Annotated in this window: 26 protein-coding genes; 14 read left to right on the top strand and 12 right to left on the bottom strand. The window is 50.1% G+C overall.

Annotation, left to right across the window (positions count from 1 at the left end; all coding sequences use genetic code 11):
* The first annotated feature begins 6 nt into the window (after positions 1-6).
* Both Q4E93_RS26535 and Q4E93_RS26530 read left to right on the top strand, forming a co-directional pair.
* Positions 7-747, top strand: coding sequence for a nucleotidyltransferase family protein (locus Q4E93_RS26535; protein ID WP_303590539.1), 741 nt, complete (start codon positions 7-9; stop codon positions 745-747).
* Positions 744-3,191, top strand: coding sequence for a bifunctional YncE family protein/alkaline phosphatase family protein (locus tag Q4E93_RS26530; RefSeq protein ID WP_303590537.1), 2,448 nt, complete (start codon positions 744-746; stop codon positions 3,189-3,191). The genes Q4E93_RS26535 and Q4E93_RS26530 overlap by 4 nt, the downstream gene beginning before the upstream one ends.
* 54 nt (positions 3,192-3,245) lie before the next feature.
* Here Q4E93_RS26530 and Q4E93_RS26525 read toward each other — a convergent pair whose 3' ends face one another.
* The 6 genes from Q4E93_RS26525 to Q4E93_RS26500 all read right to left on the bottom strand — a co-directional run bounded on the left by Q4E93_RS26525 (position 3,246) and on the right by Q4E93_RS26500 (position 7,315).
* Positions 3,246-3,734, bottom strand: coding sequence for a hypothetical protein (locus Q4E93_RS26525; protein WP_303590536.1), 489 nt, complete (start codon positions 3,732-3,734; stop codon positions 3,246-3,248).
* A gap of 146 nt (positions 3,735-3,880) precedes the next feature.
* Positions 3,881-4,477, bottom strand: a complete 597-nt coding sequence (locus tag Q4E93_RS26520) for a class I SAM-dependent methyltransferase (protein ID WP_303590535.1) — start codon at positions 4,475-4,477, stop codon at positions 3,881-3,883.
* A gap of 44 nt (positions 4,478-4,521) precedes the next feature.
* Entirely contained in the window at positions 4,522-4,905 is a 384-nt protein-coding gene (locus tag Q4E93_RS26515; RefSeq protein WP_303590534.1) for a hypothetical protein, read from the bottom strand.
* Positions 4,906-4,917: 12 nt separating this feature from the next.
* Entirely contained in the window at positions 4,918-5,472 is a 555-nt protein-coding gene (locus tag Q4E93_RS26510; RefSeq protein ID WP_303590533.1) for an RNA polymerase sigma factor, read from the bottom strand.
* A 109-nt stretch (positions 5,473-5,581) separates the two neighbouring features.
* Complete coding sequence (locus tag Q4E93_RS26505; RefSeq protein ID WP_303590530.1) at positions 5,582-6,868, bottom strand: Y-family DNA polymerase; 1,287 nt, start codon at positions 6,866-6,868, stop codon at positions 5,582-5,584.
* Positions 6,869-6,880: 12 nt separating this feature from the next.
* Positions 6,881-7,315, bottom strand: a complete 435-nt coding sequence (locus tag Q4E93_RS26500) for a LexA family protein (RefSeq protein WP_303590528.1) — start codon at positions 7,313-7,315, stop codon at positions 6,881-6,883.
* Positions 7,316-7,418: 103 nt separating this feature from the next.
* Between Q4E93_RS26500 and Q4E93_RS26495 the strand changes: the two genes are divergently transcribed.
* From Q4E93_RS26495 to Q4E93_RS26475, 5 genes are all read left to right on the top strand, one after another.
* Positions 7,419-8,087, top strand: a complete 669-nt coding sequence (locus Q4E93_RS26495; RefSeq protein ID WP_303590526.1) for a 2'-5' RNA ligase family protein — start codon at positions 7,419-7,421, stop codon at positions 8,085-8,087.
* 26 nt (positions 8,088-8,113) lie between these two features.
* Complete coding sequence (locus Q4E93_RS26490; protein WP_303590524.1) at positions 8,114-8,752, top strand: 2'-5' RNA ligase family protein; 639 nt, start codon at positions 8,114-8,116, stop codon at positions 8,750-8,752.
* Positions 8,753-8,795: 43 nt separating this feature from the next.
* On the top strand, positions 8,796-9,953 hold the full coding sequence (locus tag Q4E93_RS26485) for a PA0069 family radical SAM protein (protein WP_303590522.1): 1,158 nt from the start codon (positions 8,796-8,798) through the stop codon (positions 9,951-9,953).
* A gap of 148 nt (positions 9,954-10,101) precedes the next feature.
* The gene (locus Q4E93_RS26480; protein WP_303590521.1) at positions 10,102-10,290 is read left to right on the top strand and encodes a hypothetical protein; all 189 of its coding nucleotides are present in this window, start codon (positions 10,102-10,104) and stop codon (positions 10,288-10,290) included.
* Between the two features lie 5 nt (positions 10,291-10,295).
* Positions 10,296-10,775: a nucleotidyltransferase gene (locus Q4E93_RS26475; protein WP_303590520.1), complete on the top strand. Its 480-nt coding sequence runs from the start codon at positions 10,296-10,298 to the stop codon at positions 10,773-10,775.
* Positions 10,776-11,090: 315 nt separating this feature from the next.
* On the opposite strand, the gene Q4E93_RS26470 is transcribed toward Q4E93_RS26475, so the two are convergent.
* From Q4E93_RS26470 to Q4E93_RS26460, 3 genes are all read right to left on the bottom strand, one after another.
* A complete protein-coding gene (locus Q4E93_RS26470) occupies positions 11,091-11,876 on the bottom strand; it encodes a hypothetical protein (RefSeq protein WP_303590519.1) in 786 nt (261 codons plus the stop codon).
* A 5-nt stretch (positions 11,877-11,881) separates the two neighbouring features.
* Positions 11,882-12,211, bottom strand: a complete 330-nt coding sequence (locus Q4E93_RS26465; RefSeq protein ID WP_303590517.1) for a hypothetical protein — start codon at positions 12,209-12,211, stop codon at positions 11,882-11,884.
* Positions 12,212-12,330: 119 nt separating this feature from the next.
* Positions 12,331-13,323 carry a helix-turn-helix domain-containing protein gene (locus tag Q4E93_RS26460; protein ID WP_303590516.1) on the bottom strand — a complete coding sequence of 331 codons (993 nt, stop codon included), beginning with the start codon at positions 13,321-13,323 and terminating at the stop codon, positions 12,331-12,333.
* Between the two features lie 104 nt (positions 13,324-13,427).
* On the opposite strand from Q4E93_RS26460, the gene Q4E93_RS26455 reads away from it, so the two are divergent.
* Positions 13,428-13,841, top strand: coding sequence for a hypothetical protein (locus Q4E93_RS26455; protein ID WP_303590515.1), 414 nt, complete (start codon positions 13,428-13,430; stop codon positions 13,839-13,841).
* Here Q4E93_RS26455 and Q4E93_RS26450 read toward each other — a convergent pair.
* The gene (locus Q4E93_RS26450) at positions 13,785-15,458 is read right to left on the bottom strand and encodes an alpha-amylase family protein (RefSeq protein ID WP_303590513.1); all 1,674 of its coding nucleotides are present in this window, start codon (positions 15,456-15,458) and stop codon (positions 13,785-13,787) included. The two genes, Q4E93_RS26455 and Q4E93_RS26450, sit on opposite strands and share 57 nt — an antisense overlap.
* Before the next feature lie 59 nt (positions 15,459-15,517).
* On the opposite strand from Q4E93_RS26450, the gene Q4E93_RS26445 reads away from it, so the two are divergent.
* The gene (locus Q4E93_RS26445; RefSeq protein ID WP_303590511.1) at positions 15,518-16,639 is read left to right on the top strand and encodes a pyridoxal phosphate-dependent aminotransferase; all 1,122 of its coding nucleotides are present in this window, start codon (positions 15,518-15,520) and stop codon (positions 16,637-16,639) included.
* Positions 16,640-16,642: 3 nt separating this feature from the next.
* Here the strand turns inward: Q4E93_RS26445 and Q4E93_RS26440 are convergent, their stop codons facing one another.
* Entirely contained in the window at positions 16,643-17,044 is a 402-nt protein-coding gene (locus Q4E93_RS26440; protein WP_303590510.1) for an Hpt domain-containing protein, read from the bottom strand.
* An 86-nt stretch (positions 17,045-17,130) separates the two neighbouring features.
* Between Q4E93_RS26440 and Q4E93_RS26435 the strand changes: the two genes are divergently transcribed.
* The 5 genes from Q4E93_RS26435 to Q4E93_RS26415 all read left to right on the top strand — a co-directional run bounded on the left by Q4E93_RS26435 (position 17,131) and on the right by Q4E93_RS26415 (position 23,171).
* Positions 17,131-19,263 carry a hybrid sensor histidine kinase/response regulator gene (locus Q4E93_RS26435; RefSeq protein WP_303590508.1) on the top strand — a complete coding sequence of 711 codons (2,133 nt, stop codon included), beginning with the start codon at positions 17,131-17,133 and terminating at the stop codon, positions 19,261-19,263.
* A gap of 426 nt (positions 19,264-19,689) precedes the next feature.
* The gene (locus Q4E93_RS26430; RefSeq protein WP_303590506.1) at positions 19,690-21,216 is read left to right on the top strand and encodes a TROVE domain-containing protein; all 1,527 of its coding nucleotides are present in this window, start codon (positions 19,690-19,692) and stop codon (positions 21,214-21,216) included.
* Positions 21,217-21,391: 175 nt separating this feature from the next.
* Positions 21,392-22,495: an AAA family ATPase gene (locus Q4E93_RS26425; protein ID WP_303590504.1), complete on the top strand. Its 1,104-nt coding sequence runs from the start codon at positions 21,392-21,394 to the stop codon at positions 22,493-22,495.
* Between the two features lie 48 nt (positions 22,496-22,543).
* Complete coding sequence (locus Q4E93_RS26420; protein WP_303590502.1) at positions 22,544-22,951, top strand: hypothetical protein; 408 nt, start codon at positions 22,544-22,546, stop codon at positions 22,949-22,951.
* Complete coding sequence (locus Q4E93_RS26415; RefSeq protein ID WP_303590500.1) at positions 22,926-23,171, top strand: hypothetical protein; 246 nt, start codon at positions 22,926-22,928, stop codon at positions 23,169-23,171. Before Q4E93_RS26420 ends, Q4E93_RS26415 begins: the two co-directional genes overlap by 26 nt.
* A gap of 68 nt (positions 23,172-23,239) precedes the next feature.
* Here the strand turns inward: Q4E93_RS26415 and Q4E93_RS26410 are convergent, their stop codons facing one another.
* Positions 23,240-25,630: a glycosyl hydrolase family 28-related protein gene (locus tag Q4E93_RS26410; protein ID WP_303590498.1), complete on the bottom strand. Its 2,391-nt coding sequence runs from the start codon at positions 25,628-25,630 to the stop codon at positions 23,240-23,242.
* Positions 25,631-25,635 lie beyond the last annotated feature (5 nt).

Here is a 25,635-nt window from a genome sequence, read left to right as displayed (position 1 = left end):
GCCCTCATGAACTTTACTCCCATTTCCAAAGCCATGATCTTCGCCGCCGGGCTGGGCACCCGATTTAAGCCATGGACAGATCATCATCCGAAGGCGCTGGCGCCCGTCAATGGGAAAAGCCTACTACAACGAAACATCGAATACCTCCAACAATATGGGATCCGGGATGTCGTGGTGAATGTCCACCATTTTGCGGACCAGATCACAGACGTGCTGGCAGCCAGCAATGGTTGGGGAAGCAGGATCACCATCAGCGACGAGAAGGATGAGGTGTTGGAGACGGGAGGCGGGCTGAAGAAGGCGGGACAATGGCTGAAGGAAGCACCTTTTGTCGTCATGAATGTGGATATCCTCACTGACCTGGACCTGGGCGCCATGATACGGGATCATTTTGAGCACCGGCCATTGGCTACTTTGGCGGTGACGGACCGCGCAACATCCCGCTATTTCCTTTTCGATGACAAGCACCGGCTGCGTGGCTGGAGGAATGTAAAGACGGGCCAGGAAAGATGGGTGGGCGGCGCTTCTTCGGGCGGAGCGGTGATTGAAAAAGCATTCAGCGGCATTCACGTGATCGATCCGGCCATTTTTGGGCTGATGAAACAGGAAGGGAAATTTTCCATGGTAGACGTATATCTTGATCTGGCTGCGGCGCATTCGGTGCGGGGATTCGATCACAGTGGGTCGAAGCTCATAGATGTGGGAAAGCCGGAGGCGGCGGAGAGGGCTTCAAAACTTTTTGTATGAATAAAATTTTCTTACCTCTTCTGTTCGTTGCGTTGTCGGGGCAGGCCTGGGCGCAGCCAGAGGGCCGGCGGCCTGGAACAGGTGCGGATTCCATGATCTTATTGCCCAATGGCTGGAGCCTTACACCGGCCGGGACCAGTCTGACGCTGGGAGACCTGCCTTTGAACATAGCTGTTTCCCCTTCCAGTCGCTGGCTGGCTGTCACCAATAATGGCCAGAGCACCCAGACCCTGCAACTCATAGATGTGGCGGCGGAAAAAGTGGTGGACAGCATCGTCATCCGGCGGAGCTGGCTGGGATTGAAGTTCAGCGGAGATGACAAATTCCTGTATGCGTCGGGAGGCAATGATAACCAGATCCTGAAATATGCGATCGGCGCGGGAGATCATCGGTTAAGGCTTGCCGATAGTTTTATCCTGGGGAAGAAATGGCCGGAGAAGATCTCCCCTGCCGGATTGGATATCGACTATAAGAGGAATATACTGTATGTCGTGACGAAGGAGAACAACGCGCTGTATATCGTGGATCTTTCTTCCAGGGCCGTCGTGAAGAAACTGGAGCTGGGAGGAGAAGGATATACCTGTAAGCTTTCGCGCGACAGGAGAACGCTTTATGTCAGTTGCTGGGGTTGTGACAAGGTATTGATCTTTGATACGGAACGGCGGGTATTTACCGGGGAGGTCCCTGTGGGAGACAATCCGAATGATCTTTGTCTAACGAAGAATGGGCGCTGGCTTTTTGTAGCCAATGCCAATGACAATTCCGTGTCTGTGATCGATCTGCTGCAACGGAAAGTAGTGGAGACGTTGAACGCGGCCCTGTATGCGGATGCCCCACCCGGCTCTACTACGAATGCACTGGCGCTCAGCGCGGATGAGAAGACGCTGTATGTTGCCAATGCAGACAACAATTGCCTGGCAGTGTTTGACATACGAACGCCGGGCGCATGTAAGTCCAGGGGATTCATACCGGTGGGATGGTATCCTACTGCTGTACGGACGATAGGGAAAAAGATCTGGGTAGCCAATGGCAAGGGTTTTTCATCCAAGTCTAATCCGGAGGGGCCCAGCCCGGTGAGCAGGAAGCAGGAAGTGAATTATCAGAAAGGGGATCTTGCAAAGGCGAAGACCGTGCAATATATAGCGGGATTGTTCAAGGGGTCCATGAGCATTATTGCCGAGCCGGACGACCAGCAGCTGGGCGTTTATTCCCGGCAGGTGTACCAGAATACGCCTTACACCAAAGAGGGAGAATTGCTGGCCGCGGGCCAGCCGGGCAATCCCGTGCCGATGAAGGTAGGAGAGCCTTCGCCTATCAAATATGTTTTCTATATAATAAAAGAAAATCGCACGTATGACCAGGTACTGGGAGATATGAAGGAAGGCAACGGGGATAGTAGCCTGGTATTATTTGGCGAGCGGGTTACGCCTAATCTGCATGCGCTTGCGCGCGAGTTTGTGCTGCTGGACAATTTCTACGTGGATGCGGAAGTGAGTGCGGACGGACACAACTGGAGCATGGGGGCTTATGCCAATGACTACCTGGAAAAGACATGGCCTACTTACTATGGAGGAAGAGGGGGGCGATATGATTCGGAAGGCAACAGGGAGATCGCCAATAATAAGGGCGGATTTATCTGGGATCATTGCAAGCGGGCGGGGATATCTTTCAGAACCTATGGAGAGTTTGCGGACGATTATAAGCCAAACATACAAACTTTGAAAGGGCATTTTTGTCCTTATTACACCGGATGGGACCTGACCGTGCGGGATACAACGAGAGTGGGTCAGTGGAAAAGGGATTTCGACTCCCTGCTGGCTGCACAGGCGTTGCCCCGATTTAATACGGTGAGGCTGGGTAATGATCATACGGAAGGAATGAAGAAGGGGCGGCCTACGCCTTTTGCGCATGTCGCGGACAATGACCTGGCGGTGGGGGAATTGGTGGAATATCTCAGCAAAAGCCCTATCTGGAAGGAAAGTGTTATCCTTGTATTGGAGGACGATGCGCAGAATGGTCCCGATCATGTGGATGCGCATCGCAGCCCGGTGTATATAGCGGGAGGATTGGTTAAGCGTCATTTTGTGGATCATACGATGTATTCCACTACTTCGGTGCTCCGTACAATGGAGCTGATCCTGGGGTTGCCTCCGATGACCCAGTATGATGCGGCGGCGACTCCTTTATGGCGATGCTTTTCCGATAAGGCGGATGAGACAGTGTTTCATGCGTTGCCTGCGAATGTGGATCTCTCCGATAAAAATATAGCGTGGAACGAGATGGCTAAGAAGTCTGCGGGCCTTGACCTTACCCGGGAGGATCGGATCCCGGATAATGAGTTTAATGAGATCCTTTGGAAGGGAATAAAAGGGATGGAGGCGAAAGTGCCGGCTCCCAACAGAGCTGCTTTTGTAAGGGTGGCGGAGAAGAGGGATAATGATTAGAGACAAAATAAAGAAGCCGCTTCGTTTTGAAGCGGCTTCTACTTTTAAATATTTTTACCACCGGCCGTGACGGTCACGGTCCCATCCACGGTGTTCGCCTCTGTCGTGGTCGTATCCACCCCGGTCATATCCGCCACGTGCGTACCTTTCCCGTACAAATCTTTCACGGTCAAAACGTCCCCGGTCGAAGTATCCTCTGTTGTCCCTGTAAAAATAAGGGCGATAGTGTTCGTAGTATACCCGGTCGCGGTAGTGGCCGTTCCATACGGGGTAGTTGTAATATGCACACCCGGGGTATTCTGTTTCATAGACGACTGTCGTGGGCGCCTGGGCGCAATTGTCCTGGTTGTAGCCATAATCATCCTGGTACACCGGAGCGGGGGCAGGATATTGCTGATAGACTACCGGCGGAGGAGGGGGAGGTGCAACATACACTCTGCGAACAGGAAGGTTGAATCCGACGTGGATAGATACCTGTGAATAAGCCGAAGTGGCAACCAGGGTGCCGGCGAGGATCGTGGTGAGTACAAGTAGCTTTTTCATAATTGTAGAATTTATTGTTACCGGGATGTTTTTCAAGGTCAGTTCGCATCCTTGTATATAAGAATGAAAAAGCTTTGGGAGATTTAACGGGGGTGTGTTAAAGTTTCCGTAAAGAGATATAATGTATTGATAATGAATTAGATGCGTTAAGCCTTATACCCTGTGATCGCGATGCCAGTGATCGGGTCTGTATCCTTATAACGAATGCGGATGTCTGTCAATCCGGCTGAGAGGTAATCTTCTTCCAGTCTTTCCACTTCGGCGCGGATGGCTTTTTCCTGTCGTGCCCAATCCGGCTGCAGGATCATGACGAGGCGTCCGCCCGTTCTCAGCATGTTGGCAAGGCGGATGAATTCCGTCTGCGGGTCTCTCCAGGACAGATGGGCATTGGTGCCGTAGATGGTATTGAAGTAATGAGACGGATAGGGCAGCTCGTACAGATTGCCTACGTGCAGCTGTAACAGCTGTTGCTCGATGGCGCGTTTGTTCCTTCTGGAGGCGCGCTGGTACATGGTGACGGAGCAATCGATGCCTGCGATGAATCCTGTCTTTAGTTTCCTGGTCACCGCCTGGGTCGTTTTGCCCGGTCCGTAACCAATCTCCAGCAGATGCTGATACGGAAGGATGTTGAGTTGTTCCAGGGTCCAGTCGCTGGCGGCGGACTGGTATCCGGGGAAGAGACAGCTCGACAGCCGGGCCAGGCCGGCGGACGGGAGCGCGTTGGATAAAAGGTTTGCTGACATATGAACGATCTTTCAGTGGTTGGTTGTTTTAATGGCGGCGCTGGTCAGGAGGCGCTTTCTGTGGGTGTATCTTTTTCCGCCTGGAAAGGACCGCGGGGTCCGAAGGGGCCGCCTTGTCCGAAAGGCCCGCAGCGTTTGCCCCATTCCTGCGAAAATTTTTCCCTTTCTTCAGGATTCATGTTCATCCAATGCTGTTTCATTTTGTTCTTCCAATGCTGTTTGGGGCCGCCGCCACCGCGGAAGCCGCCGAACAATATTTTTGAAAGGATCAGCAGTCCCAGGGCCTGGGGGAAAGTGATAGCGGGGAAGTTAAAGAGGGTGGGCAGCAATGCATTCCACAACAGCATAACAATGGTGGAGAAAACGGCTACTCCCACGATAACCATCGCAATAATACCGGCTACCCTTCTCATCCAAAAACGTTTCATGATCTTTTTATTTTAATGATTTATAATTTCGTTGTACAAGGTCATCAGTCTTTCCCGCAGATAGAGCACGGCGTATCTTTTTCTTGATATCAGCGTGTTGATATTTTCTCCAGTATGGTCTGCGATCTCTTTGAAAGAGACATCGCCCATTTCATTCCATACGAATACGTTTCTCTGGTCTTCCGGCAGCTCCTGCAGGGCTTCCTTCAGGGTTTTCCAGAAGAGATTACGCAGGTGAACAGTCTCGGGGTTACTCCCTTTATCAAAGAGGATCTCGGAGAAGTCTGGTCCTCCATCCTCTTCGTTGGGCGTCAGCAGGCTGTCGAGCGAGTCCGGTTTCTTTTTGCGATAGCGATCGATGATCTTGTTACGTGCCACGGCGAATAGCCAGCTACTGACCTGTTCAATGGGTTCTGTGTCCACTGTTGTCGTGAATTGGTACCAGACGTCCTGTAAGATGTCTTCCGCGTCCGCCTCATTGGATACCCGTTGGCGGATAAAGTTCAGCAAGCGCTTGCCGAACGTGCTGATGACCGTCGTGATATTTTTTCCCGTTGGTGAACTCATAACCGGTGATATCGTCAGTAGCTCCTTCATTCTATAAGGTAGACGGATGAGGAGACAGGATATTTTATTTTTCTTGAAAAAAAGTCTAAATAACTCATAACAGGTTGATTTACTGAACTTTTCTTAAATCCTCCCACCGGGTGCTGTACCGGGGGGACCGGAGCTCCTGCCGCATTTTCCAATGTTTATTCATCCCGGAAGAGCCGAATTTGACGCTGTCGTCCCGCATGCTGAAGTTAATATTATCGACGGCATGCATGAGGTTGCGATGCTCATTTTCTGCATGGGGTGCGAAGAGATTACCTTGTATGGAGTCGTCGGGGACCAGGCTGCTGAGCATGATGCCTGCTTTTTTGTATTCTTTGCCGGGTTCGTAGAGTACGTCCACCAGTCCTGTGGCGGCTTTGATCAGTTCGTGGGTGAGGGAGGTGGCCCTGGGGAGGGTGGTGTAGTTGCTGATGGCCGTTCCCCGCCGGAAATCGGTCAGGTGGTCCTGTTCCCTGGGTACGATGAAGACGCTGACCGTGCCGGCTGCGCTTTGCTGGCGCCGGAGCTTTTCGGCGGCCCGGGAGATGTAGGTGGCTACGGCTTCCTTGATCTCGTGGATATCTCTGACGGGGCGGCCGAACATGCGGGTGGTGGCGATCATTTTTTTATCTGTCAGCGCTTCTTCCATTTCGATGCTGGGCTGTCCGCGCAGCTCCCGGATGAGCCGTACGCCTGTGACGCCTCCCATATTGGTATGGGCCCATTCCTCCGGCATATTGGACAGTTCCCAGGCGCTGGTGATACCCCAGTTGATCAGTTTGACCGCATAGGCCCTGCCTACGCCCCAGAGATCGTCTACCCGGGTTTGCCGCAGGGCCAGGCGCTGCTGCTCTTCCGTGGCGAGAACATTGATGCAGCCAGAGCGCTGCTTGTTCTTTTTAGCGAGGCGGTTGGCCAGCTTGGCCAGGGTCTTCGTAGGCGCCACCCCGATGGAAACGGAGATGCCTGTCCATTGTTCCACCGTCTCTTTGATATGCACGGCGTATGCCTGTAGTGCTTCGGGAGGGATATGGCTGAGGTCCATAAAAGCTTCGTCCACTGAATAGACCTCCACTGCGGAGGCTTTATTGCCCATCAGGGATCGCAGGGTCTCCATCACCCGCCAGCTCATATCGCCGTACAGGTGATAGTTGGAGGAGAATACGTTGATATGGTGCTTCTCGATGATATGACGGGCCTGGAAATAAGGAACGGTCATGTCGACGCCCAGCTTGCCGGCTTCGTCGCTGCGGGAGATAATACAGCCATCGTTGTTACTGAGCACAGCAACGGGCTTGTTCCAGAGGTCGGGGCGAAATACCCGTTCGCAGGAGCAATAGAAGCTGTTGCAGTCTACGATGGCCATCATGGTCAAGTAATATTATAGTGAGTGGATGACATAGGTCACTACTCCCCAGACGGAAAATTCCGCTCCGGAGAGGTCGACATCGATGGCTGAAAGCTTGGGTGTTTCCGGCACCAGGCGGATCTTATTGAATGTTTTTTCAAAACGCCGGATCAGCATCTCGCCATTGAGGGTGGCGATGATGACCTTTCCGTTGGCTGCCTTGACGGAACGATCCACGATCACCACATCGCCATTGAAAATGCCGGCGCCGGTCATGGCGTCGCCGCTGACCCGCATAAAAAAAGTGGCGGGCTTGTTCCGCACCAGCTGCTCATTGAGGTCGATGCCTCTTTCCATATAATCGTCCGCTGCCGCACCGAAGCCGGTGGCATTGGCGGCAGGGATCTCCTGTTGCGTGAAATGCTTGCTACCCTTGTAGCTCATGCCAAAAAATTGTTCGAGTTCCATGTGCATCTATTTAGGTTCTTTCCAGGGCAAGAAAAAATAATTTTTAGTATGCTAATTAATTTAGTAAATTTATACTAATTTCCTGATCAATTAAAATTTATTTATGGATACCGGGTTAGTACAACGATCAACTTTTTTCGCCCCGCTGGAGACTATTTCCGGGGGCAGGACGGCAGCGGACCGGCGGGTGGAGTACCTGCTTGTCATCTATCCTTACGGGGACCTGCACGACAAGCTGCTGGAAGAGCAGCAGCAGTTCCTTTTCGACTATGGGCTTGCCATGAAGACGCGGAACAGGCCTCATATCACGGTGGCGGCCTTCCAGGCGAGCGAGCAGATGGAGGAGACGCTGATCCGATGGATACAGCGGATCTGCCGGAGGCATGAAAGCTTTCCCATCACCCTGAACAATTACAGCGGCTTCCCTCCGCATACCATTTACCTGCGGGTGCAGGACCCTCAGCCTTTCCGGCAGCTGATGCAACAGCTGCGGGCGATCGACGATTTTATCCGCAGCTCCGGATGTCCTCCAGTCAACCTGATCAGCCGTCCTTACCTGAGCATTGCGGGAGGGCTGACCGAGCAGGTGTATAATAAGGCGATGGCCGATTATTCCCGGAAGACCTTTCATGAGTCTTTCCAGGTGGAAGAGCTGGTGCTGTTGAGGCGGGAGCACTCTTTCGATGCCTGCCGGACCGTGAATGTATTCCGGTTGCCGCCGGGAACACAGCATTATGATGGGGCAGATCTTTCTGAAACCTATACGGCCTGATGCTGACACTCTTTAAAACAGAAACCATGCAAAAAGCGATCAAACCTGTAGCAGCCGTTCTCAACGAGAACTACAAAAAGCAGCTGGCTACCAACGAATACCTGGTCATCCTTAGTCCCCATGAAGAATTGCGGGCCAGGATACAGCAGGTGAAAAAGGATTTTTCCGAAGCTTACCAGGCTCCGGGCGCTGTCGGTGGTAAGCCGCAGGTGACCCTGGTGCGGTTTACGCAGCTGGCGTTGATGGAAGAGCGCATTGTACAGCGGCTCCGGACCATCGCCATGGGCTATTGTCCTTTCAAGGTGGAGCTAAAAGATTTTGGAAGTTTTCCTTCCCATACCATTTTCATCAATATCACCAGCAAGCTGCCTATCCGCAGTCTGGTGACGGAAGTGAAGGATATTCAACGGCTGATGAAGCTGGACAAGGAGCATAAGCCTCATTTTATCGACGAGCCTTATATCACGGTGGCGCGCAAGCTGCTGCCTTTCCAATATGAGAAGGGGTGGCAGGAGTATAGCCATAAATCATTCACCGGGCGCTTCATTGCCGACAGCATGCTCCTGCTCAAGCGCCGTGCCGGGGACATCGCCTGGCAGATAGCCGAACGGATGGCCTTTCAGAATCTTCCGGTAACTACCCGCCAGGGAGCGTTATTCATGTAGGGACGCTCCGCGTCGACATTTGTTTACCCTGAAAATCGTCACTATGACTGAGCAACAAGGGGATAGGGAGAATACTGCCCTGACCCGCCACAAAATAGTCCGCGCTTCCAGTAAAGAAAAAAAGCCCGAGCCGCCCGAAGAGCAGGATCCGGATCAATATCTAAAAGGAAGGGGCGCCCAATTCAATCCGAAGAACCGGTTCCTTAAGAACGAGCGGGTGAAGGAACATATCGAAGCCATCGACGATTGGTTGGAGCCCAACCCGGAGACCATCTACCTGGAAGAGCATGCTAAAAGCATCGTCAATAAAGTGGATAGCCCGGATGTGGGCATGTGGTACAGCATGAACCCTTACCAGGGATGTGAACATGGCTGTACGTATTGCTATGCCCGTAATGTGCATGAATATTGGGGTTATAGCGCCGGACTGGATTTCGAGCAGAAGATCATCGTGAAGAAGAACGCTCCCGAACTGCTGCGTAAATTCCTTATGCATCCTAAATGGGAATGCCTGCCCATCTCTCTCAGCGGCAATACAGATTGTTATCAGCCGGCGGAGAAGAAGTTCGGCATCACCCGCCAGTTGCTGGAAGTCTGCCGGGAGTTCAACCAGCCGGTGGGCATGATCACGAAGAATGCCGGTATCCTTCGGGACAAGGATATCCTCGCGGATATGGCTAAGAAAAACCTGGTGTCTATCCTGGTGTCGATCACTTCCTTTGATGAGGAGCTCCGCAGGGTGATGGAGCCGCGTACCACGACGGCGAAACAACGGCTGCGCACGATCAGGGAGCTCAGCGATGCGGGCGTCCGGATGGGCGTCATGCTGGGGCCGATGATCCCCGGGCTTAATGAGCATGAGATGCAGCGGATCATGCAGGCGGCGGCCGAGCATGGGGCGACTTTTTCGGCCTATACGTTCATCCGGCTGAATGGGGCTATCAAGCTGATATTTCATGATTGGCTGTATAAGAATTTTCCTGACAGAGCTGATAAGGTGTGGCATTTGATAGAGGCGAGTCATGATGGGAAGGTCAATGACAGCCGGTGGGGTGTGCGTATGCGTGGGGAGGGTAATATTGCGCAGCTGGTGGCGCAGCAGTATGCGAGGTATGCGCAGAAGTATGGGCTCAATGCGGAGCGATGGGAGCTGGATTGTACGCAGTTCAGGAGGCCGGGGGAGCAGATGAGGTTGTTTTGAGGATGATCTTTTCTTCAGGCTAGGATTTCAGGGGCTTTGTTTATTATTGTAAACGTAACTAAAGGATTATCAGCAGATAGTGAAATAGGTCTTTTTGCAGGCTAGTATTTTTTTTGTAATTTACAGACCACAATTAACCCTCTCCATTATGCCTAACAGTAATAGCCAGCCTGCTCCTGATCAGGCACGCGCCTTTGAAAAGGCGGAGATGGATTTGCTGAGAGAAAGCCTTCGGCGTTCATACAAAGAGCGTTTCCTCATGGCTACCCGGTTGTACAAAATCCAGCAGACCATGAGTAAAGCGGTCATAACCCGTAAACCCTATATCAGCAAATAACTTTCATGGATATTTTCGACGAGGAAATATTGAAGTTCTGGGCTGCCTTGCAAAAGAAAAATGTGAGGTATATCATGGTGGGTGGATATGCTACAAACCTTCACGGATACCAACGATTTACAGGAGATATCGATATATGGATAGAAGACACTCCCGTAAATCGACAGCATTTAAGGGCGGCATTTATTGAATGCGGAATGGGTGACTATTTCATGCTTGAGACTATGCAATTTGTCCCAGGCTGGACTGATTTCCGATTGATGAACGGACTTCGTTTGGATATACTGATAAATATGAAGGGGCTCGAAGATTATAGCTTTGATGAATGCCTGGAGATGGCTGCTATCGCCGAGATAGATGATGTCAAAGTCCCCTTTTTGCACATACATCAGTTAATAGCAAATAAAAAAGCAGTAAATCGTCCCAAAGACCAGCTCGACGTAATAGAGCTGGAAAAAATACTTAAAATCCAGGGCGAGGTTTAACCTGATTGCCATAGTAAGGCTAGCCTGTTCTGATAATTAATAGGTGAAGGCAAATGATAAAAGTTATTTTTACAATCAATATTCAACTTTTATATTCCCCCTATAAGCAAATCCTGCATCGGTCCTTTTATATAATTGAAAAAGTGTTGAATAAGCAGGTTTGTATAATGAATCACCTATTTCTACTTTATCCCTGTACTGCTCGAAGTTTGGAAGCCACATATGATTTACAATAGTTCCCCGTTTAAGACTCAAATAGCTATCGCCACGATGCAGATCCTTTAATCCGCTAATAATTCCAGATACTCAACAGCATTAGTTTTTTGATATTTCTTGCTTGAAGGGATTGTAAAACCTTTTGCCGCCAATAAATAAATTTGTTAGAATTGAATTAAATAAAATGCTTTGAAACGCATTTTCTTTCCTTTCCGATAGAACAGAATATTGAACAAATAACCCGCTGTCTAGAAACGAATAGGCAGTCCACATATAAAACATCTTACCATTGCGCTTTTTAGCTGCTAGCCTGGCAATACCTATTTCGCGATTTTCGCTATTCAATTTTGTAAAATTATATTCTGTCATTTGATATTTTTCCTCGCGAAATTCATTTTCTATCTCGGTCCTATAATCTTTCTTTCTCAATGAGTCCTTCATAGCATCATTTACCGCGATTATAAGGCTTAGGTTTCCTTCAGTAGTGGTAAATTCAAAACCCGTGAGCACATCTCCGTATTTAATTGTGTCGATGTGTTCAAAAACATTCGTTTCAAATCTTAAATTCTTATCTTTATAATGCCCCCATTTAATTGTCTTAAGATTTCCACCGACGTTATAAGACCAAAGGCCATTTCGGAACCCCTCATTATAAAATCCCGACTCTTTAAAGGGCATGGCATCATTCTTTTCATAAAAAATAAAGACATTATCTTCAATACCTGAATTAAGCTTTCCTTCGACACAATAATAGTTATCCGCATCCCTATAGGTATAGGCACATTTTTTTTCAGCCTTATCCGTACAGCCCAAAAATGTAATAAGTAATAGAATCGTAAATAAATAAAGAGAAATGGTTATTATGTATGAACTTCTTCTTGCCATGGGTATTATTTTGCCCTTATTTTTGAAATCCCTGCCATCATGCTTAACCAAAGTAATCCAAATGCAATAAGGTCAAAAATAAAGATTGTTATAGCAGGCACGTAAATTTCTCTTACAAAAACCTGGCCCTGCCATTTCGTATAAAGAACCCTGATTTGACCCTGTATATCCTGGGGAAATAACGTTTTTACAGTCGAATATTTAAACAAGATATTTGTCGTATCTATTCTGGATTTATATTCATTAAAATATGATAGACGTATAAAAACTCCATCGCCCTTTTTAGACTCCTTATGCCCAATAATTTCTGCTGTTCCATCTTTTTGCAGTCGCAAAAAAATCAATATGGCCTATAAAAACGAAAAGGTATCCAATTAGTAATATTGATGAGACTATAATAAGGAAATAACCTGTTGCTCTTTCTTTATTTTTCATATGAAGTTTCTGATAAAGACTATTTCACCGCCCCCGGCGTCACCCCAAACTTTTTCTTGAACGCCTTTGTAAAATGCTGTACGGAAGAGTATCCGAAATGTTCGGAAACTTCTTTAATAGGCATGCCGCCCGACAGCAAACCATTGCGCGCCTCATTCAACCTGAAATCGCTGAGATAGCCAAAGACGGACGTATTAAAAACTTCCTTAAAGCCTTTCTTCAGCTTGAACTCATTCAAGCCAGCCACCTTGGCCAGCTCCGTCAATGAAGGAGGGCAGGCCGCATGTTCGACCAGGTAGTCGCGGACAAAATATATGCGTTCTTTGTCATAGGTGGTTTTACAGGCCCTGCGAACTTTCCCGTTGATGTCCTCATAAGCCTGCGCCTGCAGGGACAGTAGCTCTATGCATTTGGATTGCAGGAACATTCGCCGTAGGCCGTCATCCAGCTGCATATGCAGGATCTCGTTGATGCATTGGTGCATGGCAAAGGAGATAGGAAGATTTTGTGCGCAGACATCTACTGCCTTGCTGTTGGCCACCTGGTCCGCAAAATCCATCAGGACGGGGCTGCTGTCTGCCGCCAGTTCGAGAAAGAAATCCTTACTAAACCGGACCTCGAAGAACTTATGAAAAGCGCCTTCATCATATTGGCTGGAGCCAACGAACTGCGGCATATAATGGAGGTTCTGCTGATTGGAAGAAAAGTGATAACTTTTTCCGTTGTTTTCATTCCGGAGAAAACCCTCTCCAGCCAGGGTGAAATGCATTTCAATATGCTCAGGCTCGGAAGAAGTATTAAAATAAGCCCTCTGCCACTCTTTCATCCGCATGTCACCATATAAAATATCAAAATCCTGGACTGACAACTGGACGGACTCGGCGGAGACGAAGGGAAGATCCAGATTTTTGCGCACTTCCCGCACCTTCTGCCGGCCGACCTGCGGAGAAAAGATGCCGGAAAAATCGATGTCTGTCTTTTTCCCATGTTTATCATAAAATGCTACTTCCATAAAAATCCTTTTAATATAAAAAATGATCCGGAAAGTATAAACACTGAGGGGTATATACGCAGTACTTTCGTACGCTAAGATAATCTATCGCCAAAGTTACGATCATGTTTTTTACAGAAGGCAAGTATCACTTTTTTTTCGGAGATGAGACAGGCATCCTGTTCTTTGACGAAGCCCGGAGAGAGATCTGCTATCCCTTTAAGAATTACATCGGTGTGCTGGAACTGGACGAGCGCTATCTCCATCTGCCGGAACAGCTGGGGCTGCTGGTCGACGTGGTCCCACGCAAAGGCGAAAACGGCGAACAGGCTATTCATTTTCTTCATATCCTGGAGCCTGAGTTGTGGAACCTTTGGAAAGACGGCGTCTTCCACCTCGTAGGGAGAAGAAATTTAGTTTATCATTTCCACCAGGCGCTTACTAAAAGGGGAATACCGGACGAGCGGATCTTCACGTACAGTTTAACCCCAGTCAAAGGTCCTCACCTCGCCGTCAAGTTTCCATTTTCGGGGTTGTAAGGTGGTCAGCCAGTCAAGCGGCTCGCCGGGCTGCTGTTTTTTTGCCGCCCTGGCGAAAGACGCACGGATCGACTGCTTTTGTTCACTGCCCAGGATGTCAGGCTGTGCCGAAATGAACAAAGGAGTGCCGCTGCCGGCTACCAGCTCCATCCATTGTTTGTTCCTCTCCCAGGCGATGTCCCTGGTGAGCCCTACGCAATCACCGTCAGCCGCATAGAAATTGTCATGCTGGATCATTCTGAAACCCAATGTGTTGACACCCATTTTACGTGTCCTGTCCCACTCTTTTCCGCTTGTGTCATCCCCGATCCTGCTCAGCTCGAAGACACCGGCGCCCAGATGACTAAAAGTATTGCAGCCTATGATGTAGACGCTGTCACCTGCAGCCTCGCGGATGGCACGGTACAGGTCCAATGCAATCTCCGCTGTGGTGCGGGTCCTATCGTGGAAATGCCATCCGGGGGAAGTAATATCGTCCTTCATCTGGAACCCCCATTTGCCCAGCATGTCATAGGTAGTGAAATCGTGCTTCACCATCTCATAACCCCATTGTTTATATAAGCGCACATTACGCTTGACCCGCTCTACATTTTCGGAAATAGTAGGATCCAGCACGGGAGACTTAGGATCGTCCCTTCCGGGAATGGCTGGCAGTAACAGCGACTTTGGATCGTCATGCGCGGCGCACAATGGCCTCGTCCAGATGCCTGCCCGCATGCCCAGCTTTTGGATATCCGCGGCCAGCTTGTCCATGCCGTCCTTAAATTTATCGTTGGGACGGGAGAAATCATCCATCCACCCGCCATCATTGGGATGCCAGGGTGAATAGTAAGCCCATCCCGCATCTATCACGCTAAATGGGCGGTTGTCGGTATCAGGAGCCAGGTCGGTCATGATCTTCGTCAACTCCAGGATGAGGGCGGGATTGTTATTCCCATAGGCATAGTACCAGTCATTGATGCCATATACGGGCTGACGGCTGAGCCTTGGCTTTTCACATAAGAGATGGCAGAATCGCCTGCCTGTGGCATATTCGTTTTCGTCGCCATGGTTACGGGTGACGATGATCTCCGCGGCATGCAGCGTGCGGTGACCCAGCTGCACTCCCATGCCGCCATTGCGGGTATCCAGCGTCAGCGAGAGCTTATCGGGTTCCGCCTGCCAGTAAGCAATGGACGGGCAACCTGTCTTGACACCCATGCAGGTGGTGGACTTCCCATCATAGGCAATGAAATACCAGGGCATTTTCCTGTTCCTGTCCAGCGGATGGAAGTCCAGGTCACCGTAGGTCCTTTCCCAGTGATCACCCAGGATGCCGGTGGTGCTTTGCCGCGGGTAAGCCCATTCCAGCCGGATAAACTGCAGGGGTTGTGTGGGAGCGTACACCTCTACGGTCATGCCGGCGGCCGAGGACAGACATTTTACCGTGATGTCCTTATAGGTCCAGGAGCTATTGCTGTCCCGATGCAGCACATGCGCTCCATCGTCAAGTATGGCAAAGATCTTTAAGGGCCGTGTTATCTCTTCCGCGGCCGCAGCGGCAAAGCCCGGCCAACGTGAGAATACAAGGGCGCCTACGGCGGTTCCGGACAGCCGGATGAAATTTTTCCTGTTCATAGTTGAAAATACTAAAGAAAAGCATTTGTAGTAACTTGCTGAACGCTAAATATGTCTGCATGCGCTATAAAAGAATGCCCATCGAGATCGAATCCCCGGAGCAGATGGGATATGACAGCATCCGCCATAACCTTTCGGAAAGCTCCTATACGGATACGGTTTTCCGTGACATTGGTGATATGGGCGATGCCCTGAAAGACCTGGTATTGTGCTATGGGTCGCATGCCGGACATGAAGGATTGCGGGACCTGCTGATACAAGGTAGTCCCGTTCTCAAAAGAGAGGATGCGTTGCTTACCATCGGCGCTGCAGGGGGCCTGTTCATCATTGCTACCTCGTTGCTGGAGCCTGGCGATGAGCTGGTCGTCGTCCGGCCTAATTACGCCACCAACCTGGAGACGCCCAGGGCCATCGGCGCCCATCTGCGGTATATCGATCTTCGTTTTGAAGAGGGGTTCGCGCTGGACCTGCAGGCCGTGGAAAAGGCCATGACAGCCAGGACGAAATATATCTCCGTCACCTATCCGCACAACCCTACCGGCGTTTGTTTGGGTCCTGCGGACATGCAGGCGCTGGGGGCCGTTGCAAAAGCCCACGGGGTCTATTTGCTGGTGGATGAAACTTACCGGGATATGACTTTCGGCGAGCCGCTGCCGTTGGCCCCGGAATATGGCGACCATGTGATCAGCATTTCCTCGCTGTCCAAGACCTATGGTCTGCCCGGCCTGCGCATGGGATGGGTCACCTGCCGTGACCAGCGGCTGATGGAGACCTTCCTGGCCGCCAAAGAACAGATCCATATCTGCGGCTCGCCGCTGGATGAAGAAGTGGCTTTTCGCTATGTACGGCATAAAGCAGCGCATTATCAAAGGATCACACAGGACATACGTACGAAGTATGCCATCGTAAAGAGCTGGATGGAACAGCAGGAGGACCTGGAATGGATAGCGCCGCAGGGTGGCTGTGTCTGTTTCCCTCGTATGCGGCGGCCGGAGCGCATAGATATCGACGGGTTCTATCGGCTCCTGTTAGAGCGATACGGAACCTACACGGGGCCCGGCCACTGGTTTGAAATGCCCCGGCATTACATGCGCATAGGATTCGGCTGGCCGGATGCGGGACAATTGGAAGCGGGATTGAAAAGTATAACTGAAAGCATAAAGGCGTCGACAAGGCCATGATCACTACATCGATCGGAGGACGAAGTTCGTCAATCGGGCCTTTTCTGCTTCGATCTGGCTTTTTGCCGTAGTAAGACCGGCTGAAAGGGCGGTGAAGTCTTCGTGCAGGGAAGGAAAGCCGTCCTGCTGGCAATTGTTCTCGAATTGCTGACATCCCGCCTGCAGGGTGGTGAGGCCTACATAGCCCAGCAGGGGTTTTATCTTGTGCACGGCACTCCTGAGGGCGGGGATATCGCCGGAGCGGTAGCATACCATCACTTCTTGCAACAAAGGGCCATATTCATGCAACACATCAGCGAAAGTCTCCTCGATAAGGGCATAATCGCTGTCATACAACTCGTTGATATATTGACTGTTGAAATGTGCGTCAAACGCAAACTCCTGTTCGTTGGGGGTATCGCTCATAGTTGACTAAGGTTAATATCCTAACGCCTAATGTAATATTATTATTACTTAAACCGTTGTCTAAATAGAAATCCTTAATTCCTGTTTTGAGCAACTACTTACTTCTGACCTGTAAATCCTTCTATGAGGATGTCGTCTATTCCGGCCTTGGAGGAGAACCCTCTATTTCCAACCGAAAGCAGACGATTCGTTTTAATCAGTTCATCCTGCTCATCCTGGTCGCCAACTTTGTCTGTGTCATTTCCTATTTCTCTTACGGCTTGTATATCAGCGCCCTGATCAACCTCAGTGCCGCCTATATCTTTATCATGGCCTATCAGCTGAACCTGAGAAGGCATTATTTGTTCGCCCGGCTGCTGTCTGTCCTGAACCTGAACGTTTACCTGGCGGTGATGAACTATATGGAAGGCCTTAACGCAGCGGAATACTTCTATTACTGGCCCTATTTTTTAGTCATCACCTTTATCGTCAGCTTTAAGCGGAATCTGCTGGAGCTGACCTTTGCCTATAGTGTCACCCTTCTTTCCCTGTGGTTCTGCTATACCCAATGCCCCCCGGAAAATCATTACCAGGTGCATATTGCCAATATGTTCACCAAGCTGCATGACAGTAACCTGGTGATCTCCCTGGCGCTTACCGCCTTTTTTTCCTATGCCATCCTGCGTATCAACCGGAACAACGAAGCCGCCATATTAAAAGAAAAACAATTTGTCGATACGATCTACAACACTTCGCTGGACGGCGTATTCATATTGGATGCGGAAGCATTGATCATTACGGATTGCAATAGCCGCGCGGTCGAGTTGCTGGAGATCGGCAACAAGAAAGATATTGTAGGCGCGCCCATGGACAGCCTGTTCACGAAAGAGCATATTAAGATATTCAGGGGCATGGAGCAGCATCCCGGCGAGGCCGGGAAGGGATGGCAGGGCGAATTATCTTTTACCTCTCAAAAAGACAACACGGTGTTCGCCTATGTGAATGTCGTCCCCTTTGTCGATGATACCCATCATTTCTGGAAGATCAGCATCCTGGACCTGTCGGAGATCAAAATGACGAAGTTCGAGCTGATGAAGGCCAAGCAGAAAGCCGAGGTCGCTTCGCTGGCGAAGACCCGTTTCCTGTCCAATATGAGCCATGAACTGCGGACGCCGCTGAACGGCATCATCGGCACTTCCAACCTGCTGCTGCAGGAAGACTATTTGCCGGAACAGAAATCGCACCTGGATGTACTGAGGCTGTCTTCGGAGCACATGATGGTCCTCATCAACGAGATCCTTGATTTCAATAAAATAGAATCGGGGAAAGTGGAGCTGGAGAATGTGCCGGTGAATATCAGGAGCCTGCTGAAAAAGGTGGAAGCGCAGTTCTCCATGCAGGTGCAGGAAAAGGGGCTGACATTTTTGATCGATGTGGATGATAAGCTGGAAGCCGAATTCCTTACCGATGAAACGAGGCTGATCCAGGTGTTGAGCAACCTGCTTTCCAACGCCATCAAATTCACGCAGGAGGGATTCATCACGCTGGGCGCCCGGAAAGTGTCTTCGTCCAGCAAGCGTTCTGTCGTACAGTTCATGGTAAAGGACACGGGCATCGGCATCCCCGCCAACAAGCAGCAGGAGATCTTTGAAAGCTTTACACAGGCGGATACGGATACGACGCGGAAGTATGGCGGGACGGGATTGGGGCTGGCCATTACGAAAAAGCTGGTCAGTTTGTTTGCGGGCGAGCTGCTGCTGGACAGCCGGGAGGGCCTGGGCAGCACGTTCTATTTTTCCGCCGAGCTGGAGATCAACGAAAATGCAAAGCAATATATCAATGACGAAAAGGTCAAGAAGCTGCCTTCGTTCGGAAAGATCCGGGTGTTGATGGCGGAGGATAATGCGGTCAACATGTCTGTCGCCAGGAAGCTGATGAACAAATGGGGCATCGAGGTACATGAGGCCGTCAATGGCCGCGAAGCAGTGGAGAAGTTCAGGAAGGGCGTCTATGAGCTGGTGCTGATAGACCTGGAGATGCCCGAAATGGATGGCGTCACGGCTTTGTCAGAGATCAGGAAAGTGGACCAGGACATCCCTGCCATTGCATTTACGGCGGCAGTATACGAGGATATGCGGGCCGACCTGATGAAAAAGGGTTTTATGGAAGTAGTGCCCAAGCCTTTCAGACCGGAGGAACTGCACAGGAAGATCTCGATGCTGCTGAAGAGCACGGCATGATGCGGGAGTATAAATATATTTTTGAAATATTTTTTGAAATAGTTGGTTAAAAGAGAAAAAGATTTTTATTTTGTACTGTTAAAACAAAAAAATGCCCATGCTTCGACAAACCATTACATACAAACAGGTGATTCGCTGGTCTGCATCAGTGAAGAATCCTATATCCGCGGGGCATGAGGTGCTGTTTAAATAACTAAAAAAAGTTCAGCATACGAAAGCCCCGCCTAAAGCGGGGCTTTTCTGTATAAGAATAATATGGCTACGCAACGAAAATGGAATTGTATTGATCCCATTGTAGGGATACTATGCAAGGGCAGGTGGCCGGGACATGTTCAGATTTGATCTGCAAGCAGCAGCATTGATGATACTGAGACCCGGCGCCATGTGCCGGGTTTATTGTTAATAAATTAAACGGGGGAGGAAAAGATGAAATTTAATTTTAGCCTGAGAGCAAGACAAACAGATGAACGTTATGCATTTGTAAGAACATGGACCGTGGACAAACAGTGGGAGCTGTATGAGGCCCTGCTGTGTATGTCCCTGTATGAATCCTTCTATGACCAGCCGGCAGAGCAGCTTGCCGGGCTGAGGAAACTGATCCGTGACAACGATCCAGTATATGTTGCACGGCTGGCGGTCCATTTCCGGGAGAAGCTGCATCTCCGGACCCTATCTTTTATCCTGGCGGCGGAGCTGTCGGGAATCTGTAAGGATAAAGAGCTCGTCGGCAGACTGACGGGTCGTGTGATACAACATGCGGGTGAGATCCCCGGCTGGCTGGATCATTATGCCCACGTCCACGGGAACAAACGCGGCAAGGGCTTACGGATGACGACGGCGTTGCGGAAGCACCTGGCCATCCATTTCAACCGGCTGGATACCTATCGGTTCGTCCGGCTCACGAAAGCGCAGCAGGCCAGGCTGAGATATGCCTTGTCGCTGGTGCAGCCCAAGGCAGCAGGCAAGGCTCAGCAGGCCTTGTTCCGCAGGATACAGCAGGATAAGCTGCCTGCCCGCAATGCCTGGTTATCCGAATATGAAGCGCTACGCCAACAGAATTATGATAGCCGCGAGATAAAGCAATCCGCTCTCCGGGACAAATGGAAAGAAGGTATCTCTACTTTCCGGATGGGATATGCGGCCTTGCTCGATCATTTGCCGAATATCCTGAAAGCGGGCGTAAGCGGTAAGGTACTGAAGCTGGCGGCGGCCTATCTTGGCAATGAAGCTGCCGTCACGGGCAGCCGGCAGTCGCCGCTGCGATTCGTAGCGGCTTACCGGAAATTACAGGAGATGCCGCAAGGCGGCGCCGCCACGCTGCAGGAGGCACTGGAACAGGCTCTATTGCATAGTGCTCATTACCTGGCCTGCCTGGATGAAAGCGAAAGCACCGTGATCGCCATGGATGTCAGCCCCAGCATGCGGCATCCCGTGAAGGAAGGCAGCCTGGTACAGCGGTACGATATAGCGCCTTTGCTGGCAATGCTGCTGAAGAGCCGGGGTGATAAAGTGACTACCGGCATCATCGGTAATACATGGAAGGTGACTTCCCTTCCCTCCCGGCAGCTGTTGGGAGAATTGGAACGGCTTCATAAAAGAGAAGGCGAAGCGGGATATGCGCTGAATGCCCACCTGGTGATCCAGGACCTGCTGAAGAAAGGAGCGATCGTGGACAAGGTGATGATCTTCACCGATTGTCAGCTGTGGAACCAACGCTCTTTCAATCAGCCCGCGGAAGCGGACCTGGGCCGGCTCTGGAGACAGTACCGCGAACTGGCGCCCAAGGCAAGGCTTTATCTTTTCGACCTGGCGGGCTATGGCAAAAAACCGTTGGAATGCCTGGAAGATGGCGTATACCTTGCGGCAGGATGGAACGAGCAGGTGTTCGGCGTGCTGAAGGCCCTGGAGAACGAAGGCGCGCGGATGGAGACGATTGAAGATATTATAGTATAAGATCATTGGGTTCGAAAAGGAGGAAAATGTAGCCATCCGTCGGCTGGCGGATGCGCTACTTTCCAAAAAATGTATGGTTATGCGTGTTCATGTTTTCAGTTAGGAATAGCACTATAAGTTGAGACGGGCCAAAAGGCCCGAAGGGAAATGTATTGATGAAAATTTAATTGAAAACATGGACACTATAATAGAACAACAAGATCGCATTATAGATGCGAGTAATATTTTTGACAGGAGCTTTTTAGACAGCAAGACACTCTTTATGTTTTGCTATCAACAGCCGCCCTGTATGACCTGGGTGAGCCAGATCGATATGGATAAAGTGCTGGCTTATGTAAAAAAGGTCTACGCACCAGCTGCCGGGGACATTTATCAATATTCGGAATGGAACACGAAAAAACGGCGCCTCGAGGTCTACAGGACCATGATCCTGCTGGAAGGCAGCTATATGATCGAGATCGCTTTCGACTATTGTCAGGTCCTGTATACCTATGGAGATCATGACAAGGCAAAGCAGCTGCTGAGGGAGGTCAGCCGGTTTAAGCGGCGGGAGAAGAAAAGCAGATTCTCCATCGATCTGATCATGAAAGATATCGATGGCATTCAGCTGAAGAACATGGATATCAAGCGGACGAAGCTGGACCTGGGCCTTTATTACGAGGACGATTTCCGGGAAGTGGATGCCCTCATACGAACCCGGCTCAACAAAAAGGAAGATAAAGGCATTGTACTGCTGCATGGCCTGCCCGGCGCGGGCAAGACGACCTATCTGCGGCACCTGGTGGGAACGCTCCGGAAAAAGGTGTTGTTCTTATCTCCTTCCGCAGCGGATCATATCATGAATCCTGATTTTATGGACCTGCTGATCGATAATCCGGACTGTGTGCTGGTGATCGAAGACGCGGAAAATATCATCATGGACCGGAAGGTCAATGGAACCTCATCCGTGTCCAACCTGTTGAATATCTCAGACGGCCTGCTGGCTGACGCCCTTCGGATCCAGATCATCTGTACTTTCAATCAATCCCTCTCCCTGGTGGATGGGGCGTTGATGCGGAAGGGTAGACTGATCGCGCAATATGAGTTTGGTAAGCTGTCCGTTGAAAAGTCGCAGCGCCTGTCGGAACACCTGGGCTTTAAGGGCAGGATCCACCGACCGATGACCATCGCGGAGATCGCTCACCAGGGGGAAAAGGATCAGGGAGAGCTGCAGCGGGTGCAAGTAGTGGGATTCAGACGGCATGCGTATGCTAAGGATGGGGAGCAATTGGTTGAATGATATGTTTGGAATAATGTATGCCCAACCATTATAAAAAAAACGATAAATATGGAAATAGAAATAAATAACCCTATTGAATTAAAAATGAGTGTACTTGAGTCGGAAGATCGACTACCATCAATTAAGTTACTTGTTGAAATAGTAATTAAACATCTGACGGGAACATCATGTTATAATGCTAACGATATATGGGTTGACTGTACTCACTGGGATAAATTTACAAATAAGCTGAACATATTAGGTGATAATACCCAGGAAATAGCACTATTAAATAGCCTGAGCGAGGGTTTTCAAATTAAGATAATTAGCACACCAGAGGGGTATAAGTTTGAATTATTTTGCAAAGAACCGGACATGGGATCAGGTTTATTTGAATTGAGATATTCAAAAAATATAGACGAAGATGAATTGGGGGCAATAAAACAAAGGTTTGATAATTTTCCGCGTTGGTGGTAACGGGGACCACGCAGGCATCCGGCACTGCCATGCACGCAATGACGAACCGGTGGTGGTTGAAAGGACAGACAGGGTACCTTTCCAATACTTCCGCTCCGACTTCAGCGGTGGATGTGACGGGAGCGAACGGGTATTCACAATTAAGAATGCGGACGGCGTATACGCCCAGCTCAACTCCCGCTACCAACGGGAATACCGGGGATATTTCCTGGGACAGTAATTACATTTATATCAAGAGCTCCTGGATGGAAAAGGGCGGCGCTGACTACATTTTAATGAAGGGTGACCTCATTTCTCCACCCGCCTGTACTTCAATTTGTGTAAGGTGGTGTCGCCTGCGATGTTGGTATTAATTATGTTATATTTATCCGCATTCGCTTCATTAAGTACATAGTTGATGCCATAGAGAGGAAGATTCCTGTCAGGATAATGGTAAAAGTTGGATCCTCCTATAAATGTTTTATTATACTTCTGTAAATACGGAATGTCATAAGAGCTGTACATGTCGATCCGCGGAAAACCGTTCACAAACGTATAGTCGGAGAAGCTCCGGCCCGTATTATTGGTCGTGGAAAGGCTGACGGTCTTTTTTCCGGGGTCCACTGCTGTGACATACGTCCCGACCGGCATCATGGGCAAGTCGGGGCGCTCGCCAACAGCGGGGAAAACGCCTTGTACATTCGTCAGCGTATTACTTCCCGCGGCAATGTCTCCTGTAAATGGCGGATTGCAATAGACATAATAGTCCGTATACAGCTCCAGTGCCATGCCGTCATGTATTCCCATAGCAAGATTGTCGAGATAGACCATGTCGTGATCAATGCGTGAAATGATGCCTACGGGATATGTCGGGGCAAATTCTTTGGAGAACTCATGCTGATATGGCTGGTTCCTCGTTAGAATAAAGTCCCCCACCTTAAGTATCCCCGCATCGGAAGGATCGGAGACCTTAAAGCTTGCCGTCCATTTGGAGAGGTCTGTATGGATTACCGGCTTGCCGGATAGAGCCGCTGTCCGCTCATAATGGTTGTTGTACGTGAATCGATACAAAACACCGAGATTGGAAAAAGGGTCCCTGAATGCGTAGCTGTTGCCATAGTATACCGGATCCCGTATGATCCCATTACTGCCTTGCAACGCTGTTTCGGAAGATGATATACCATAATTGTTATTACCCAACACGCCACCGGAATAGTACATGTTGACATTCCTGAAAGAAGGATTGGGGAAGCCGATGCTGCCATTTAGATTCACGGTAACGGGTGGCTCATTGGTATTACCTCCTTCAAAATAATCGTTGGTATTGGAGAGCAGCAAGCGCGTTCCTACATTGCCTGTATAGGACCTGAGCATGCAGTTCCTGAAGGAGACGTCCGAGCCCAGGATAAAAAAATCGGGATAAGGCGTACCAGGCCCATGGGTGGCGAAATCAAATTGACAATCTTCAAAGCTGACAGTGGCATGGCCACTGACGTAGCCGATCCTGAATAACTCTTCCGCGTATATATTGCGGAACGATCCGGGGAAAGATGCGGCATGGATACGGCAAAGCTCTTTTACGGAGCCAGCAAGATTGGCGCCATTGACCAGTGGGACGGCAGCACCATCGCCATTGCGGATCCCGTAACTCATATTATCGAATACGGTATGTGTGCCCCCCCAGCATTTCAGCCTTTCCACGTGACATTCCTTGGATTGGGCCTGTCCCATGGCATAAGCGACTTTATTATAGCTGATGTCGCAGTCGATGACGTCTACCAGCTCTCCGTTTTGCTGGTGGGAAGGCGTTATCATTATCCCCACTATGAAATTGGTGATCGAGCATCCGACGATCTGGACGGCAGTGGACCCGCTCCTGTTCAAGCCGGCAGGGCAATATTTATGGAGCCCGGGGTACATGTCGCTGTTGGAAAGGTAGGCTGTGGAGTCCGAGAAGGGGTCAATCGCAATCCCGGCATAGGGGGAAGCAGGGTTGTCCCGGCATGCGCCATCCGTCCATTTGGAAAGTGGCAGGGTGTCGATCATGATGGAATTGAGCCTGCCTGGAAATTTGAACTGACCCCCTATATAGAGGTCCTTGATCAACACCCCCTTGCCTAGTTGGACCCCGATGGCAAAAGCGTTGTTGAAGGCGGGCATGATATTGGCGGAACCGTTGGCTGCATCCTTGGCATTGATAGGCCCCTGGAGATTAATGCTGACATGCTGGTAGGTATTGCCGGTGAGCCGGGCAATGATGAGGGGCCTGCTGATCTTGTATAGACCGGTGGGAAAATAAAGTGTTCTGCCACTTTGGTCATTACGCAGGATATAGTCAATCCCTTTCTGAATGGCCGCCCAATCGTCGGCTGAGCCATTGCCAATGGCGCCAAACCATTTGACGTTGAGAATATTTTGCTCGATGACCCGCTTGTACCGGAGTCCATTAGCCGCTATAATGGTCATAACGCTGTCATCGGGTGATGTGTGATCCGCCGGGTCCGCGACGAATGATCCCTGTTTCCCCGGGTCTGTCATAAAAAATAACTTGTTTTCCAGGGAGGGTCGGCTGCTCCTGAAACCCGATAGGGTATTACCTATACGTGGAGTACTGTCTGCCGGGTTGCCGGATACGGGTCTTTGGGCACAAAGGGTACCAAATGCAAAGAGCAGCGATAAGAGCCAAACATTGTATTTCATCTAAG

It is taken from the genome of Flavitalea plasmicola (genome assembly GCF_030546645.1).
Lineage (GTDB): Bacteria > Bacteroidota > Bacteroidia > Chitinophagales > Chitinophagaceae > Puia.
This window is presented reverse-complemented; position numbering and strand designations above follow the sequence as displayed.

Coding starts and splice junctions, on each gene's coding strand:
- Q4E93_RS26535 (WP_303590539.1), top strand. CDS start 7: ATGAACTTTACTCCCATTTCCAAAGCCATGATCTTCGCCGCCGGGCTG.
- Q4E93_RS26530 (WP_303590537.1), top strand. CDS start 744: ATGAATAAAATTTTCTTACCTCTTCTGTTCGTTGCGTTGTCGGGGCAG.
- Q4E93_RS26525 (WP_303590536.1), bottom strand. CDS start 3,734: ATGAAAAAGCTACTTGTACTCACCACGATCCTCGCCGGCACCCTGGTT.
- Q4E93_RS26520 (WP_303590535.1), bottom strand. CDS start 4,477: ATGTCAGCAAACCTTTTATCCAACGCGCTCCCGTCCGCCGGCCTGGCC.
- Q4E93_RS26515 (WP_303590534.1), bottom strand. CDS start 4,905: ATGAAACGTTTTTGGATGAGAAGGGTAGCCGGTATTATTGCGATGGTT.
- Q4E93_RS26510 (WP_303590533.1), bottom strand. CDS start 5,472: ATGAGTTCACCAACGGGAAAAAATATCACGACGGTCATCAGCACGTTC.
- Q4E93_RS26505 (WP_303590530.1), bottom strand. CDS start 6,868: ATGATGGCCATCGTAGACTGCAACAGCTTCTATTGCTCCTGCGAACGG.
- Q4E93_RS26500 (WP_303590528.1), bottom strand. CDS start 7,315: ATGGAACTCGAACAATTTTTTGGCATGAGCTACAAGGGTAGCAAGCAT.
- Q4E93_RS26495 (WP_303590526.1), top strand. CDS start 7,419: ATGGATACCGGGTTAGTACAACGATCAACTTTTTTCGCCCCGCTGGAG.
- Q4E93_RS26490 (WP_303590524.1), top strand. CDS start 8,114: ATGCAAAAAGCGATCAAACCTGTAGCAGCCGTTCTCAACGAGAACTAC.
- Q4E93_RS26485 (WP_303590522.1), top strand. CDS start 8,796: ATGACTGAGCAACAAGGGGATAGGGAGAATACTGCCCTGACCCGCCAC.
- Q4E93_RS26480 (WP_303590521.1), top strand. CDS start 10,102: ATGCCTAACAGTAATAGCCAGCCTGCTCCTGATCAGGCACGCGCCTTT.
- Q4E93_RS26475 (WP_303590520.1), top strand. CDS start 10,296: ATGGATATTTTCGACGAGGAAATATTGAAGTTCTGGGCTGCCTTGCAA.
- Q4E93_RS26470 (WP_303590519.1), bottom strand. CDS start 11,876: ATGGCAAGAAGAAGTTCATACATAATAACCATTTCTCTTTATTTATTT.
- Q4E93_RS26460 (WP_303590516.1), bottom strand. CDS start 13,323: ATGGAAGTAGCATTTTATGATAAACATGGGAAAAAGACAGACATCGAT.
- Q4E93_RS26455 (WP_303590515.1), top strand. CDS start 13,428: ATGTTTTTTACAGAAGGCAAGTATCACTTTTTTTTCGGAGATGAGACA.
- Q4E93_RS26450 (WP_303590513.1), bottom strand. CDS start 15,458: ATGAACAGGAAAAATTTCATCCGGCTGTCCGGAACCGCCGTAGGCGCC.
- Q4E93_RS26445 (WP_303590511.1), top strand. CDS start 15,518: ATGCGCTATAAAAGAATGCCCATCGAGATCGAATCCCCGGAGCAGATG.
- Q4E93_RS26440 (WP_303590510.1), bottom strand. CDS start 17,044: ATGAGCGATACCCCCAACGAACAGGAGTTTGCGTTTGACGCACATTTC.
- Q4E93_RS26430 (WP_303590506.1), top strand. CDS start 19,690: ATGAAATTTAATTTTAGCCTGAGAGCAAGACAAACAGATGAACGTTAT.
- Q4E93_RS26425 (WP_303590504.1), top strand. CDS start 21,392: ATGGACACTATAATAGAACAACAAGATCGCATTATAGATGCGAGTAAT.
- Q4E93_RS26420 (WP_303590502.1), top strand. CDS start 22,544: ATGGAAATAGAAATAAATAACCCTATTGAATTAAAAATGAGTGTACTT.
- Q4E93_RS26410 (WP_303590498.1), bottom strand. CDS start 25,630: ATGAAATACAATGTTTGGCTCTTATCGCTGCTCTTTGCATTTGGTACC.